Here is a 14,185-nt window from a genome sequence, read left to right as displayed (position 1 = left end):
TATTCTAACCGACTGAACTACCGCTGCGCGTAACACATGAAGCGAATGGTGGGTGATGACGGGATCGAACCGCCGACCCTCTGCTTGTAAGGCAGATGCTCTCCCAGCTGAGCTAATCACCCTTCGTTTCGGTGTGGGCGCATCATACACCAAAAAATCGTAATGTCTTGATTTAAATGCAATTTATTTAAAAAAAGTTTCCAGCACGACTTTTTGCCATATTTCGGGCAAAAAAAACCCGCTCAATGAGCGGGCTTTTTGTGGTGACCTGGCGTTCAGCATTCCAGGTTACCGAATATGGCGCAGCGGACGGGACTCGAACCCGCGACCCCCGGCGTGACAGGCCGGTATTCTAACCGACTGAACTACCGCTGCGCGTAACACATGAAGCGAATGGTGGGTGATGACGGGATCGAACCGCCGACCCTCTGCTTGTAAGGCAGATGCTCTCCCAGCTGAGCTAATCACCCTTCGTCTCGGTGTGGCGCGCATTCTACGGAGCGACCCTAGGTCTGGCAAGCACTTTCTTAAATCTTTTTTTTGAGGCCTTCCAATGGCTTAGGCAGGGTTGGCCTGGGGCGCTATCAAGAGAATAATGCCCCCCTTTGTATAAAGGAGAGACTCACCCCATGTGGTTCAAGAACCTGCTTATCTATCGCCTGACCCAAGATCTGCCTGTTGATGCCGAGGCGTTGGAAGCGGCCATGGCCACCAAACTGGCGCGCCCTTGTGCAAGCCAGGAGTTGACCACTTACGGTTTCGTCGCGCCTTTCGGTAAAGGTGAAGACGCTCCCCTGGTCCACGTCAGCGGTGACTTCCTGCTGATTGCCGCGCGCAAGGAAGAACGCATCCTGCCGGGCAGCGTAGTGCGTGACGCACTTAAAGAGAAAGTCGAAGAGATCGAGGCCGAGCAGATGCGTAAGGTCTACAAGAAGGAACGCGATCAGATCAAGGATGAAATCATCCAGGCCTTCCTGCCACGCGCATTTATCCGTCGCTCGTCGACCTTCGCCGCTATCGCGCCGAAACAAGGCCTGATCCTGGTCAACTCGGCCAGCCCGAAACGCGCCGAAGACCTGCTTTCCACCCTGCGTGAAGTGATCGGCACCCTACCAGTACGCCCACTCACCGTAAAAACCGCGCCAACCGCGATCATGACCGACTGGGTCACCACCCAGAAACCGGCCGATGACTTCTTCGTCCTGGATGAATGCGAGCTGCGTGACACCCACGAAGACGGCGGCATCGTGCGCTGCAAGCGTCAGGACCTGACTGGCGAAGAAATCCAGTTGCACCTGACCACCGGCAAAGTGGTGACCCAACTGTCCCTTGCCTGGCAGGACAAGCTGTCCTTCATGCTCGACGACAAGATGACCGTCAAGCGCCTGAAGTTCGAAGATCTGCTGCAAGATCAGGCGGAACAGGACGGCGGCGACGAGGCACTGGGTCAACTGGATGCAAGCTTTACCCTGATGATGCTGACCTTCGGTGAATTCCTGCCGGCGTTGATCGAAGCACTCGGCGGCGAAGAAACGCCACAGGGCATCTAAGCCGTTTGAAGATCAAAATGTAGGAGGGGGCTTGCCCCCGATTACGGTGTTTCAGCTACGCACATGTTGGCTGACATACCGCCATCGGGGGCAAGCCCCCTCCCACATTTGATCGCATTTGCACTTCAAGAATCTAACAACAAGGACACCCCCATGCGCGCACTCGCCGCCTTGAGCCGCTTCGTCGGCAATACCTTCGCCTACTGGGTGCTGATTTTCGCCGTGCTCGCCTTCCTCGAACCGAGCTGGTTCATCGGGCTGAAAAGCGCCATCGTCCCGCTGCTGGGTCTGGTGATGTTCGGCATGGGGCTGACCCTAAAACTCGAAGACTTCGCCGAAGTCGCACGCCACCCGTGGCGCGTGGCACTCGGCGTGGTTGCGCACTTTGTGATCATGCCGGGTGTGGCCTGGCTGCTGTGCCAGGCATTCCACCTGCCGCCGGAAATTGCCGTCGGCGTGATCCTGGTCGGTTGCTGCCCAAGCGGCACATCGTCCAACGTGATGACGTGGTTGGCCCGGGGCGACCTGGCGCTGTCCGTGGCCATCGCTGCTGTCACCACCCTCCTCGCCCCGCTGCTCACGCCAGCTTTGATCTGGCTGCTGGCCTCGGCCTGGCTGCCGGTATCGTTCATGGAGCTGTTCTGGTCGATCCTGCAAGTGGTGCTACTGCCGATCGTGCTTGGCGTGATCGCACAGCGCGTACTTGGCGAGCGAGTTCGCCACGCGGTGGACGTATTGCCACTGGTGTCGGTGGTGAGCATCGTGATCATCGTCGCGGCGGTGGTTGCCGCAAGCCAAGCGAAGATTGCCGAATCGGGCCTGCTGATCATGGCCGTGGTGATGCTGCACAACAGCTTCGGCTACTTGCTGGGCTACTTCACTGGGCGACTGTTCAAGCTGCCGTTGGCACAACGCAAGTCGCTGGCACTGGAAGTCGGCATGCAGAACTCTGGGCTGGGCGCCGCGTTGGCCAGTGCGCATTTCTCGCCACTGGCGGCAGTGCCGAGTGCACTGTTCAGCGTCTGGCACAATATTTCCGGGGCGTTGCTGTCGACGTATTTCCGACGCATGAGCGAGAAGGAAGACCGTCGCATCCTGGAGAACACCCCGCAAACTTGATCGCCCGATCCGTTTTCGGCACTCTACGGGCTTCGCGGGGACGACCTCGCGACGCCAACGAGCGTTGAATCCGGGGACGACCCCGCCTGAAGAAGCGAGGTCATCATGTCCTGGATCATTCTGTTTTTTGCCGGGTTGTTTGAAGTCGGCTGGGCCGTCGGCCTGAAGTACACCGACGGTTTCAGCAAGCCACTGCCCACCGCCCTGACCATCACCGCCATGGCTATCAGCCTCGGCCTGCTGGGGCTGGCCATGAAGGAACTGCCACTGGGTACCGCCTACGCCATCTGGACCGGGGTGGGTGCGGTGGGCACCGTGATCGCCGGTATTATCCTGTTTGGGGAATCCATGGCGTTGTTTCGGTTGGCCAGTGTGGCGCTGATCATTTGCGGGCTTATTGGCCTCAAGATCAGCACTTAGGCCGCTACCGCCATCAAGGGCTAGCCCCCTCCCCCATTTGACCGAGCTGTTGTGACGAGCGCGGTCTAATGGAGGAAGGGGCTTGCCCCCGATGAGGCCAATACATCCAGTACAGAACTACCTGACACTCCCCCGCAAAACACCAACCACCGCCTGCAACTGCTCAGGCGTCGCCGCCTCTGCATCGACAGGCTCGCCAGCTACCAACACTACCCGCGACCAGATCCGATGGAAAATCCCCTTGTTCGGATCGCGGCTGAAGAAACTTCCCCACAACCCCTGCAACGCCATCGGAATCACCGGTACCGGCGTCTCCTCCAAAATCCGCGTAACTCCACCACGAAACTCATTCATCTCGCCATCGGCGGTCAATTTGCCTTCCGGGAAGATACACACCAACTCGCCTTCCTTCAGGTACTGGGCAATTCGCGTGAAGGCCTTTTCGTAGATCTGAATATCTTCATTGCGTCCGGCAATCGGAATCGCACCAGCGGTGCGGAAGATGAAGTTGAGCACCGGCAAGCGGTAGATCTTGTAATACATGACAAAACGGATCGGACGACGCACCGAGCCGGCAATCAACAGCGCATCGACAAAGGACACGTGGTTGCACACCAGCAAGGCCGCGCCCTCATCAGGAATGGCCTCCAGGTTGCGGTGTTCCACGCGGTACATGGAATGGCTGAGCAGCCAGATCATGAAGCGCATGGTGAACTCAGGGACGATCTTGAAGATGTAGGTGTTGACCGCGATGTTGAGCAGCGACACCACCAGGAACAACTCAGGGATCGACAGCTTGACCACGCTCAGCAACAGGATCGAAACAATCGCCGACACCACCATGAACAGAGCATTGAGGATGTTGTTGGCAGCGATCACCCGCGCGCGCTCGTTTTCGGCGGTTCGTGACTGGATCAGCGCATACAGCGGCACGATATAGAAGCCGCCAAACACGCCGAGGCCAAGGATATCGATCAACACCCACCAGGCCTGGCCGTAACTGAGCACCGCCAGCCAGTCATTTGCCTGCACGTTCTGCGGAAACCCGCCAGAGTGCCACCACAGCAACAGGCCGAACACCGTCAAGCCGAATGAACCGAACGGCACCAGGCCGATTTCGACCTTACGCCCGGAGAGTTTTTCGCACAGCATTGAGCCGAGGGCGATGCCCACCGAGAACACCGTTAGGATCAGGGTCACCACGGTTTCATCGCCGTACAACCATTCCTTGGCGTAGGCCGGGATCTGGGTCAGGTAGATCGCGCCGACAAACCAGAACCAGGAGTTGCCGACAATGGAGCGTGACACCGCCGGCGTCTGCCCCAGCCCCATGCGCAGGGTGGCCCAGGACTGGGTGAAAATATTCCAGTCCAGGCGCAGTTGCGGCGTAGACGCCGCTGCTCGTGGAATGCTGCGGCTGGCCAGGTAACCCAGCACCGCCACGCCGACAATCGCCACCGCCACGATCGGCGCGTAATGGGTGGACGACATCATGATCCCGGCACCAATGGTGCCGGCCAGGATCGCCAAAAACGTGCCCATCTCCACCAGGCCATTACCGCCCACCAGCTCATCTTCGTGCAGGGCCTGGGGCATGATCGAGTACTTCACAGGGCCGAAAAGCGCCGAGTGAGTGCCCATGGCAAACAGCGCCAGCAACATCAATTCCAGGTGGTTAGTCAGGAAGCCCGTGGCGCCCACGGCCATGATCACGATCTCGCCGATTTTGATCACGCGGATCAATGCGTCCTTGTTGAATTTCTCGCCCAACTGCCCGGCCAGCGCCGAGAACAGGAAGAACGGCAGGATAAACAACAAGGCGCACAGGTTGACCCAGATCGAGCGGTCACCGTCGATGGTGAGTTTGTAGAGGATCGCCAGGATCAGCGATTGCTTGAAAATGTTGTCGTTGAAAGCGCCCAGCAACTGGGTGATGAAGAACGGCAGAAAACGCCGTGTGCGCAGCAAGGTGAATTGCGAAGGATGGCTCATCGTCGTCCGTGTTCCTGCGTGGCCTGAAGGCTTATAGGTTGTCAGGCCAAGACTTTACCTAATCCCGCTTACTTATTCGCTAGGCCTGCAATGCATGGCGAAACAAAAAGCTCACCTTTATAAGCGCCTTGCACGGTGCGCTTGGCCACGATCAACCACATCAGCGTCAATGCCATCACCAACACGCAACCAAATACACTGAAGAACCCCAGTTGCAACAGACTCGCCAGCTTTAACGTGGCCAGGGCGTACACGCCCAGCGGGAAGGTAAAGCCCCACCAGCCCAGATTGAAGGGAATGCCAGCGCGCAGGTAACGCAGGGTTATCAGTACAGCGATGAGCATCCACCACAAGCCGAAGCCCCACAGGGTGATACCAGCAACCAGGCCGAGACCATTGGCCATTTCACCCACGCCAGGCAAGCCATTGGCGGCAAAGATCGCTGGCGCATCGCCGCCCAGTAGCAACATGCCAAGGGCACCAGTGCCAATGGGGCCGAGCGCCAGCCAGCTCGACGCAGCCATGTTGGCGTGAGGCAGTTTATGCAGGGCCATGCGCAACATCAGGATGGTCAAAATGCTGAACGCCACCGGCAGGGAAAACGCCCACAACACGTAGCTGGTCACCAGCATTATCAGTTGCGAGTGAGCGTCCGCCAGGTGCGGTGCGAGCAGGCCACCGCTGGCTGCAGCGACTTCGGCCGCCACCACCGGCAGCAACCAGACAGCCGTCATCTGGTCGATGCTGTGTTCTTGACGGGTGAACATCATGAAGGGGATGAGCACACCGCAGGCCAGTGCCATCGCCACATCCAGCCACCACAGGGATTCGGCCAGCGGGATCACATCGCCCCCCCAACGCGGCAGGCCAAACAGCAGCAAGCCATTGAGAACGGTCGCCAGGCCCATGGGAATGGTGCCGAAGAACATCGAGACAGTGGAGTGCCCGAAGATCCGCCGCGCCTCGTGGAAAAACATCAACCAACGCGCGGCATACAAGCCACTGAACAGGATGAACAGGCCGATGGTGAACCACCACAGCCCTTCGGCAATGGCATGCAGACCGGGCATATTTACCGGCAACTGCGCCAGGGCCAGCGCCAGTACGCCGGTGCCCATGGTCGCGGCGAACCAGTTGGGGGTGAATTGGCGAATCACTTCCCGAGGACGGGCCAGGTGACTGAAGGGCTTGTAGCTGATGGCATTCGAGCAGGTCATGATGAAAATCCTCTTCCTCGCATGAGGTTGAGACCATCATAGAACCTGATCGAATATCTATATAACGGGTAATATCTCTAACTGTTATCTACTTTGCAGATATGCAGGCCGCCTTGGACTTTGCCGAATCCTGCAGCAGCAACGCGACCAACGCCCCGAGGGCCAGCAGAATGAGGACTGCGCCGTAACCGTCGGTGGTGGCGATCAGGCCAACGCTGCGAATCAGGTTGCCCGCCAGCAGCGAAGGCAAACAAAACGCCAAATAACTCAGCACATAGAATGCCGACATCAAGCCTGCGCGTTCATGGGGAAAGGCCAGCGGCACCACACTGCGCAATGCGCCGAGAAAGCCGGCGCCGAAGCCGCTGCCGGCGATCAACGTGGCGATAAAAAACAGCGGCAGGCTGGCGCTGTGCACTGCCGTGAGGATCAGCGCCACCCCCACAGCCAACAGCGCAGCGCCCAGGCGCAGTACCTTACTGGCCGGTCGATTGCGCAGGGTGAAGATCACCAGCGCCCCGCTCAACGTCAGCACCGCCACCAAGCCACCACCGATAAGGTTCGACGTAGAGCCTGTCGCCGCCCGCACCAGCGACGGCGCCAGGGACAAGTAAAAGCCCCCCATTGCCCACACCGCCACGTCCACCGGCAGCGAAAGCCACAACGCTCGACGCGCCTGGGGCGGCACATGCAGCGTTGGGCGCAGCGATGACACTGCACCGGGAATGCGATCAACGGTTTCCGGCAGGCGCCATACATAAAGCGCCTGCACCAGCATCAGCGCCAGCAGCGTCCAGTAGATCAACTGCGTCGGCAGCGGCGCGAACTCCACCAGCAAACTGCTGCCCATCGCCCCGCACGCCATACCCAGCAGAGGCGCAACACTGTTGACCAGCGGGCCCTGTTGACGGTCGGTGTCGAGCAATGCCGCGCCCAGCACCGCCGTGGCCATCCCGGTGGCAAACCCTTGCACGGTACGCGCGGCAATCAGCCAGGCCACGCTGCCCTCATTGATGAACAGCAGCATCGCCAGCATATTCAGCACCAACGCAGCAAAAATCACTGGCTTGCGTCCCAGGTGGTCCGACAGCGAGCCCACGGTCAACAGCGCCGCCAAGAGGCTCAAGGCGTAAACGCCAAAGATCAACGTGAGCATGCCTGCCGAAAAATGCAGCCCCTCCTGATACAGGTGATACAACGGTGTCGGCGCGCTGGAAGCCGCGAGAAACGTCAGCAACGTGATCGCCAGGAACACCAGGCTCGAACGATGAGAAATACGGCTGGACATAGGTACGCTCCACTAAAGCTAATATTTTGCTTTTGCGAAGTGTGCTACTGACCAACGCTTAAAGCAAATTCTTTGTGTTAAGGTCATAAACATGGCGATTAAAGAAGGCCTCCGCCCGGGGGGTCGTAGTGCCCGGGTACAAGAATCCGTTCATTCGGCCGTGCGTGAGCTGCTGAAAACCCAGGAGCGCTCCAGTGTCACCGTGCCGATGATTGCCACCCGCGCAGGCGTCACGCCCTCGACCATCTACCGGCGCTGGGGCGACCTTTCCATGCTTTTGGCCGATGTGGCGCTGGCGCGCATGCGGCCTGATAGCGAGCCGGCCAACACCGGGACCCTGCGCGGTGATCTGCAAGCCTGGGCCGAGCAATATCTGGATGAGATGAGTTCGGAACCGGGGCGAAACATGATGCGCGACGTGCAATGCAGCCTGACACCCGGGTATTGCGTGAGCATCTTGAGTGGGCAGCTTCAGGCGATTGTTGATCGTTATCCAGATGACAACCCGCCCAGCGTCGACCGCCTGATCAACTTGCTGGCGGCGCCGACGGTGTTTCGTATTCTGTTCTCAACCGAGCCACTGAAATTTGAAGAACTGCACGCGCTGATCGAACTGGCACTGAAGGCCTGACACAAAACCAAATGTGAGAGGGGGCTTGCTCCCGATTGCGATGTGTCAGCTACAGATAAGCTGACTGACATAGCGCAATCGGGAGCAAGCCCCCTCCCACATTTTTTACGCGTTCGGGTCAGTACTCAGGTACGCATCCCACGCCCGCTCACCAGCAACTTCGCGCAACCGATATACAACACCACCGTCGCCACGATCATGAAAGTGATCGCCACACTGATCTTGATATCCGACACACCCAGGATGCCGTAACGGAACGCGTTGACCATATGCAGCACCGGGTTGGCCAGCGACACCGTCTGCCAGAACGGCGGCAGCAAAGTGATGGAGTAAAACACCCCGCCCAGGTAAGTCAGCGGCGTCAGCACAAAGGTCGGGATGATCGAAATATCATCGAAGTTGCGTGCGAATACGGCGTTGATGAAACCCAGCAGCGAGAAAATCGTCGCCGTCAGCACGACCACCAGAATGGTGACCCCGAGGTGATGCACTTGCAGGTGGGTGAAGAACAGCGACAGCAGCGTCACGATCACCCCGACCATCAAGCCACGCAACACACCGCCAGCGGTGTAGCCAAGCAGGATAGTGTGCGGCGACACCGGCGAGACCATCAGTTCTTCGATGGAGCGCTGGAACTTGCTGCCGAAAAAGCTTGAGACCACGTTGCCGTAGGAGTTGGTGATCACCGACATCATGATCAGGCCCGGCACGATGTACTCCATGTAAGTGAAGCCGCCCATATCACCGATCTGCCGGCCGATCAGGTTACCGAAGATCACAAAGTACAGAACCATGGTGATCGCCGGCGGCAGCAAGGTCTGCGGCCAGATTCGGGTAAAGCGCTTCACTTCGCGGTAAACGATGGTTTGCAGCGCGACGAGGTTGGGTTGCAGTTCGGAACTCATACCGCCACCTTCGTCAGATTTTTCTCCACCAGGGACACGAACAACTCCTCAAGGCGATTGGTTTTGTTACGCAGGCTCAGCACTTCGATGTTCTGGGTCGCCAGCTGCGTAAACAGCGCGGTGATGCCCATGGCTTTATCCACTTGGACTTCCAGGGTGTGGCTGTCCACCAGGCGGCTTGGGTAGCCAAGCAATTGCGGCGGCGCCGACAGATTGTTCTTCAGGTCGAGCAGGAAAGTCTCCACATGCAACTGGCCCAGCAGGTTACGCATGCTGGTGTTCTCGACGATGGTGCCGTGGTCGATGATGCCGATGTTGCGGCACAACTGTTCAGCCTCTTCCAGGTAATGGGTGGTGAGGATGATGGTGATGCCCTTCTCGTTCAGCTCGGTGAGGAAGGTCCACATCGAGCGACGCAGCTCAATGTCCACGCCGGCGGTGGGTTCATCGAGGATCAGCAGCCGCGGCTCATGCACCAGGGCGCGAGCAATCATCAGGCGACGTTTCATGCCGCCGGACAATGAACGGGACGGCACGTCGCGCTTGTCCCAAAGGCCCAACTGGGTCAGGTACTGCTCGGCGCGTTCCTTGGCAACTTTCGCCGGGATGCCGTAGTAACCGGCTTGGGTCACGACGATGTCGAAGGTTTTTTCAAACTGGTTGAAGTTGAATTCCTGGGGCACCACGCCGATGGAACGCTTGAGCGCCGCCGGGGATTTGTCCAGGTCATGGCCGAAGATATTCACCGTGCCGCTGGTTTTGTTGACCAGGGTGGAGAGGATGCCGATGGTGGTGGATTTGCCGGCACCGTTGGGGCCGAGCAAGGCGAAGAAATCACCTTCGGCAACGTCCAGATCGATACCACTCAGGGCCTGGAAACCGTTGCCGTAGGTTTTGGTTAGCTGCCGGATGGACAGAGCGGAACTCATATCGGAATACGCACCAAAGAAGGGAATAGAAAGAGTAGATGAGCGCGCAGCGCACGTAGTTCAACGGCGGCGCATAACAAGCATGGTGCTTGGCTGCGCCGCACAAGTACAGTCACCTGTATTAATAGTCAGTATTAAGTCAACGCGGTCATGACCGCTTTGCGATAGGCCGGACGCTGTTGCAGACGCTGGTACCAAGCTTCCAGATGGGGCATTGCGGGGCGTTCGATGGGCATCTCGAACCAGGCATACGCAAAGCATCCCAGGGGGATATCGCCTATGCCGAACGCGTTGCCGGACAAGTAAGGCTGCTCGGCGAGGGCTTGATCGACTGTTTTGAGCGCATCGATACACGTCTGGCGCCCGGCGTTGATACTGTCCCAGTTCTGTTTTTCCGCCGGAGTACGCAGGACACCCCAGAAAACCGCTTTGAAGGGCTCAGCCAAGGTGGAGGTTGTCCAGTCCATCCACTTCTCTGCGCTTGCTCGGGCTTGCGGGTCGCTCGGGTAAAATTCCGACGCATGCTTCGCGCATAAATAACGCACGATGGTGTTGGATTCCCACAACACAAAGTCACCGTCCTGAATCATCGGCACCCGCCCATTGGGGTTCAGTGCCCGATATTGCGGGGTGTCGACCACACCAAAAGCCCCGCCCGCATCAATTGCTTCATAGTCCAGGCCGAGCTCCTCGGCGCACCATAGTGCTTTCCTGACATTTGATGAATTTTTACGACCCCAGATCTTCAGCATGACCGCGCCTTATTGTTGATGAACATGGCTATGGACGCAGCAGCATACGCCGGTTCACCCGCGGCTTAAATCGCTCTGCATATCACCCAACAGGTTTGGCATGTCTGCGGCAAACAGGTGCGGGTAGCATTTCTGAATATGGGTGAAGAACAAATGCTCGGGTACATCAGCAAATTGCCCATGGTCCACCACGTACTCCATCGAGCGTTGGCCCTGACGATTGAACGCGTGAAACACACTGTCGTTGAGCCCATCAAATTCCAGCGGCGGCACATCAAACACCGCGCACAATTGCTGATTGAACGCCGGCGTGGCTTTGACCCAGCCACCGTTCAGGTGCAGCTCGGTGTAACCGTGCATGGCGAACACATCACTCTTGAGCAACGCGAGCAGACGCGGCGTCGACAGGTGATTGCGCACATCCGCCAGGCCTATGCGCGCCGGGATACCACAGTGGCGCGCGCAGGCAGCGAGCAACGTGGCCTTGGGCACGCAGTAGCTCTCACGGGTAGCCAGGGCGTAGCTGGCATTCAAGGTGTCTGGGTCGCGGCTGAACGTGTAGGGGTTGTAGCGCACCGCCTCACGCACGGCGTAATAGAGACTGACTGCCTGGTCAGTTAAATCCGCGCGGGTTCCGCGATGTTTTTCCGCGAACTCCACCACCGCAGGGTGGTCACTATCGATGAAGCGGCTGGGACTCAGGTACGTTTCCATGAGTGTTATCTCCGAAGGAAGCCTGGAGTTTAGCGACAGGTCTGCCATAGAGATAACGACGATTCGGCCAAATGTCGGCGCCTGTAGATCGGTGCTTTGCGTACAACTCGTTACACCCTGACTGCCGCGCTTTCTCGGATGCCGACTAAGCTCCTTGGTGGTTTCGCCCCTGGTTTCACGGAGGATTGAATATGCTGTTGTTGTGGATACTGGTTCTGGTGGTCGGCATTGCCTACCTGGCACACCGCCGCACCGCGCCCCTGCCCGCCTTGGGCGTGGTCGCCGTCTACCTGCTGGCGATGGGCGCCTGGAGCCATGCACCGGGCTGGCTGCTGCTGATCTTCTGGGTGCTGATCGCCGCCGTCGCAGCGCCGTTGCTGCTGCCCGACCTGCGTCGCCAATACTTCACTAAGCCGCTGTTCAGTTGGTTCCAGAAAGTCCTGCCGCCCATGTCCGAAACCGAGCGCGATGCCATCGACGCGGGCACCGTGTGGTGGGACGGCGAGCTGTTCAGCGGTCGCCCCGATTGGGACAAGTTGCTTGCCTACCCCAAGGCCCAACTGACCGAAGAGGAACAGGCCTTTATCGACGGCCCAACCGAAGAACTCTGTGCCATGGTCAGCGACTGGGAAATCGGTCAGGCCATGGACCTGCCTCCAGCCGCCTGGGAGCACATCAAGACCCACGGTTTCTTCGCCCTGATCATTCCCAAGGAATATGGCGGCAAAGGCTTCTCCGCCTACGCCCACTCCCAGGTCGCAATGAAGCTTGCCACCCGCAGCGGCGACCTCGCCTCAACCGTGATGGTGCCCAACTCCCTCGGCCCGGCCGAGCTGCTGCTGCACTACGGTACCGACGAACAACGCAACCACTACCTGCCGCGCCTGGCTCGTGGCGATGACATTCCGTGCTTCGCCCTCACCGGCCCACTGGCAGGGTCCGATGCGGGCGCCATGCCCGACACGGGCGTGATCTGCAAAGGTGAATGGGAAGGCAAGGAAACCCTCGGTCTTCGCCTGAACTGGGAAAAACGCTACATCACCCTTGGGCCGGTCGCGACCTTGCTCGGGCTGGCCTTCAAGGCCCATGACCCGGACCACTTGCTGGGCGAAGAGGAAGACTTGGGCATCAGCCTGGCGTTGATTCCCACCGACACTCCTGGCGTGGAAATCGGCCGTCGTCACCTGCCCCTGGGCGCCGCGTTTATGAACGGCCCCAACTCTGGCAAAGATGTGTTTATCCCCCTGGAATTCCTCATCGGCGGCCAGGAAATGCTCGGCAAGGGCTGGATGATGCTGATGAACTGTCTGTCGGTGGGCCGTTCGATTTCCCTGCCAGCAGTCGGCACCGGCGCTGCCAAGTTCACCAGTCTGGTGACCGGCCAATACGCCCAGGTGCGCGAGCAGTTCAACGTACCGCTGTCGGCCTTCGAAGGTATCCAGGAAGCCCTGGCTCGCATCGGCGGCAACGCCTGGCTGATGGACAGCGCGCGCATGCTCACCGCCAATGCCGTCGACCTTGGGGAAAAGCCTTCGGTGCTGTCGGCGATTCTCAAGTACCACCTGACCGAACGGGGCCGCGAGTGCATCAGCCATGCCATGGATGTGCACGGCGGCAAGGGCATCATCATGGGCCCGAACAATTACCTGGGCCGTAGCTGGCAAGGCGCGCCGATCTTCATCACCGTGGAAGGCGCGAACATCCTCTCGCGCAACCTGATGATCTTTGGCCAGGGCGCCATCCGCTGCCATCCGTTCGTACTCAAGGAAATGGCCCTGGCCGGCCGCGAAGATCACGACCAGGCGTTAAAGGAATTCGACGGCCTGCTGATGCAGCATATCGGTTTTGCCGTGAGCAACGCCGCCAGCACCCTGGTACTGAACCTCGGTATTGGCCGCTTTGAGAAAGCGCCGGGCAACCGCTTGAGTCAGGGTTATTTCCGTGCGCTGAACCGCCAAGCTGCGGCGTTCGCCCTGCTAGCGGACTTGAGCATGATGCTGCTGGGTGGCGAATTGAAACGCCGCGAACGCCTGTCGGCACGCCTGGGGGATGTACTGAGCCATATGTACCTGGCCTCGGCGGCGCTCAAGCGTTATCACGACCTGGATTCACCGGACCACCTGGAACCGCTGTTCGCCTGGGCCATGGAAGAAAGCCTCGGCGAGTCGGAACGCGCGCTGGATGAGTTGCTGAGCAACTTCCCAAACAAGGTGCTCGGATGCCTCTTGCGGGTGATCGTATTCCCGTTCGGCCGTCGCCACACGGGGCCGTCCGATGCACTGGATGCCGAAGTGGCCGCAGTGATAGGCCGCGCCAAAGGCGATCCAACCCTGGAAGAATTACTGGCCGGCTGCTATCGCCCGCAATCGGCGGACGATCCGGTAGGCGCCCTGCAACATGCCTACGACCTGCTGGGTGCCAGCCATCCGCTGCAGAAAAAACTCCACACTGCGCTCAAAAGCGGTCAGGTCAAACCGAGCGCCGGCGAGCATGCCATTGACGCAGCACTGCACGCCGGGGTGCTGCAACCGGCCGAAGCACAGACTCTGCGTGACGCCGAGGCAGCACGACGCAAGGTGATCGACGTGGATGATTTCAGTAAGGAAGAGTTGACCCAGGCTGAGGGTAAAGTCCGCTGAGTCGAGCGGTCATATAAATACGGGCGCGA

12 protein-coding genes and 3 tRNA genes are annotated in these 14,185 nt (G+C 59.1%); 5 read left to right on the top strand and 10 right to left on the bottom strand.

Going from position 1 to position 14,185, the window contains the following annotated elements:
* Positions 1–46: 46 nt before the first annotated feature.
* The 3 genes from G9Q84_RS14910 to G9Q84_RS14900 all read right to left on the bottom strand — a co-directional run bounded on the left by G9Q84_RS14910 (position 47) and on the right by G9Q84_RS14900 (position 470).
* A tRNA-Val gene (locus G9Q84_RS14910) sits at positions 47–122 on the bottom strand.
* A 176-nt stretch (positions 123–298) separates the two neighbouring features.
* Positions 299–375: transfer RNA gene (locus G9Q84_RS14905), tRNA-Asp, on the bottom strand.
* Between the two features lie 19 nt (positions 376–394).
* Positions 395–470 (bottom strand) — tRNA-Val (locus G9Q84_RS14900).
* Between the two features lie 159 nt (positions 471–629).
* On the opposite strand from G9Q84_RS14900, the gene rdgC reads away from it, so the two are divergent.
* The 3 genes from rdgC to sugE all read left to right on the top strand — a co-directional run bounded on the left by rdgC (position 630) and on the right by sugE (position 3,089).
* Positions 630–1,550: a recombination-associated protein RdgC gene (gene rdgC, locus G9Q84_RS14895; RefSeq protein WP_010567523.1), complete on the top strand. Its 921-nt coding sequence runs from the start codon at positions 630–632 to the stop codon at positions 1,548–1,550.
* 153 nt (positions 1,551–1,703) lie between these two features.
* Positions 1,704–2,669: a bile acid:sodium symporter family protein gene (locus G9Q84_RS14890; RefSeq protein ID WP_032885981.1), complete on the top strand. Its 966-nt coding sequence runs from the start codon at positions 1,704–1,706 to the stop codon at positions 2,667–2,669.
* Between the two features lie 105 nt (positions 2,670–2,774).
* Positions 2,775–3,089: a quaternary ammonium compound efflux SMR transporter SugE gene (gene sugE, locus G9Q84_RS14885; protein ID WP_095184284.1), complete on the top strand. Its 315-nt coding sequence runs from the start codon at positions 2,775–2,777 to the stop codon at positions 3,087–3,089.
* Positions 3,090–3,206: 117 nt separating this feature from the next.
* On the opposite strand, the gene G9Q84_RS14880 is transcribed toward sugE, so the two are convergent.
* The 3 genes from G9Q84_RS14880 to G9Q84_RS14870 all read right to left on the bottom strand — a co-directional run bounded on the left by G9Q84_RS14880 (position 3,207) and on the right by G9Q84_RS14870 (position 7,586).
* Entirely contained in the window at positions 3,207–5,081 is a 1,875-nt protein-coding gene (locus tag G9Q84_RS14880) for an MFS transporter (RefSeq protein WP_181643594.1), read from the bottom strand.
* Positions 5,082–5,149: 68 nt separating this feature from the next.
* A complete protein-coding gene (locus tag G9Q84_RS14875) occupies positions 5,150–6,298 on the bottom strand; it encodes a TDT family transporter (protein WP_122680076.1) in 1,149 nt (382 codons plus the stop codon).
* Positions 6,299–6,386: 88 nt separating this feature from the next.
* Positions 6,387–7,586, bottom strand: a complete 1,200-nt coding sequence (locus G9Q84_RS14870; protein ID WP_181643593.1) for an MFS transporter — start codon at positions 7,584–7,586, stop codon at positions 6,387–6,389.
* 91 nt (positions 7,587–7,677) lie between these two features.
* On the opposite strand from G9Q84_RS14870, the gene G9Q84_RS14865 reads away from it, so the two are divergent.
* Entirely contained in the window at positions 7,678–8,217 is a 540-nt protein-coding gene (locus tag G9Q84_RS14865) for a TetR/AcrR family transcriptional regulator (RefSeq protein WP_181643592.1), read from the top strand.
* Positions 8,218–8,342: 125 nt separating this feature from the next.
* Here the strand turns inward: G9Q84_RS14865 and G9Q84_RS14860 are convergent, their stop codons facing one another.
* The 4 genes from G9Q84_RS14860 to G9Q84_RS14845 all read right to left on the bottom strand — a co-directional run bounded on the left by G9Q84_RS14860 (position 8,343) and on the right by G9Q84_RS14845 (position 11,517).
* Positions 8,343–9,122: an ABC transporter permease gene (locus tag G9Q84_RS14860; RefSeq protein ID WP_032889243.1), complete on the bottom strand. Its 780-nt coding sequence runs from the start codon at positions 9,120–9,122 to the stop codon at positions 8,343–8,345.
* Positions 9,119–10,051 (bottom strand): ABC transporter ATP-binding protein, encoded by a 933-nt coding sequence (locus G9Q84_RS14855; RefSeq protein WP_095184279.1) that lies wholly within the window; start codon positions 10,049–10,051, stop codon positions 9,119–9,121. Before G9Q84_RS14855 ends, G9Q84_RS14860 begins: the two co-directional genes overlap by 4 nt.
* Positions 10,052–10,185: 134 nt before the next feature.
* Positions 10,186–10,803 (bottom strand): glutathione S-transferase family protein, encoded by a 618-nt coding sequence (locus tag G9Q84_RS14850; RefSeq protein WP_181643591.1) that lies wholly within the window; start codon positions 10,801–10,803, stop codon positions 10,186–10,188.
* Positions 10,804–10,857: 54 nt separating this feature from the next.
* Positions 10,858–11,517, bottom strand: a complete 660-nt coding sequence (locus G9Q84_RS14845) for a transglutaminase-like domain-containing protein (protein ID WP_032889237.1) — start codon at positions 11,515–11,517, stop codon at positions 10,858–10,860.
* A gap of 191 nt (positions 11,518–11,708) precedes the next feature.
* Between G9Q84_RS14845 and G9Q84_RS14840 the strand changes: the two genes are divergently transcribed.
* Positions 11,709–14,156, top strand: coding sequence for an acyl-CoA dehydrogenase (locus tag G9Q84_RS14840; RefSeq protein WP_181643590.1), 2,448 nt, complete (start codon positions 11,709–11,711; stop codon positions 14,154–14,156).
* The last annotated feature ends 29 nt before the right edge of the window (positions 14,157–14,185 follow it).

The organism is Pseudomonas sivasensis, assembly GCF_013778505.1.
In the GTDB taxonomy this organism is placed as follows: domain Bacteria; phylum Pseudomonadota; class Gammaproteobacteria; order Pseudomonadales; family Pseudomonadaceae; genus Aquipseudomonas; species Aquipseudomonas sivasensis.
Note: the sequence above shows the minus strand (reverse complement) of the source record. Positions and strands in the feature narration are given on the sequence as shown.

Coding starts and splice junctions, on each gene's coding strand:
- rdgC (WP_010567523.1), top strand. CDS start 630: ATGTGGTTCAAGAACCTGCTTATCTATCGCCTGACCCAAGATCTGCCT.
- G9Q84_RS14890 (WP_032885981.1), top strand. CDS start 1,704: ATGCGCGCACTCGCCGCCTTGAGCCGCTTCGTCGGCAATACCTTCGCC.
- sugE (WP_095184284.1), top strand. CDS start 2,775: ATGTCCTGGATCATTCTGTTTTTTGCCGGGTTGTTTGAAGTCGGCTGG.
- G9Q84_RS14880 (WP_181643594.1), bottom strand. CDS start 5,081: ATGAGCCATCCTTCGCAATTCACCTTGCTGCGCACACGGCGTTTTCTG.
- G9Q84_RS14875 (WP_122680076.1), bottom strand. CDS start 6,298: ATGACCTGCTCGAATGCCATCAGCTACAAGCCCTTCAGTCACCTGGCC.
- G9Q84_RS14870 (WP_181643593.1), bottom strand. CDS start 7,586: ATGTCCAGCCGTATTTCTCATCGTTCGAGCCTGGTGTTCCTGGCGATC.
- G9Q84_RS14865 (WP_181643592.1), top strand. CDS start 7,678: ATGGCGATTAAAGAAGGCCTCCGCCCGGGGGGTCGTAGTGCCCGGGTA.
- G9Q84_RS14860 (WP_032889243.1), bottom strand. CDS start 9,122: ATGAGTTCCGAACTGCAACCCAACCTCGTCGCGCTGCAAACCATCGTT.
- G9Q84_RS14855 (WP_095184279.1), bottom strand. CDS start 10,051: ATGAGTTCCGCTCTGTCCATCCGGCAGCTAACCAAAACCTACGGCAAC.
- G9Q84_RS14850 (WP_181643591.1), bottom strand. CDS start 10,803: ATGCTGAAGATCTGGGGTCGTAAAAATTCATCAAATGTCAGGAAAGCA.
- G9Q84_RS14845 (WP_032889237.1), bottom strand. CDS start 11,517: ATGGAAACGTACCTGAGTCCCAGCCGCTTCATCGATAGTGACCACCCT.
- G9Q84_RS14840 (WP_181643590.1), top strand. CDS start 11,709: ATGCTGTTGTTGTGGATACTGGTTCTGGTGGTCGGCATTGCCTACCTG.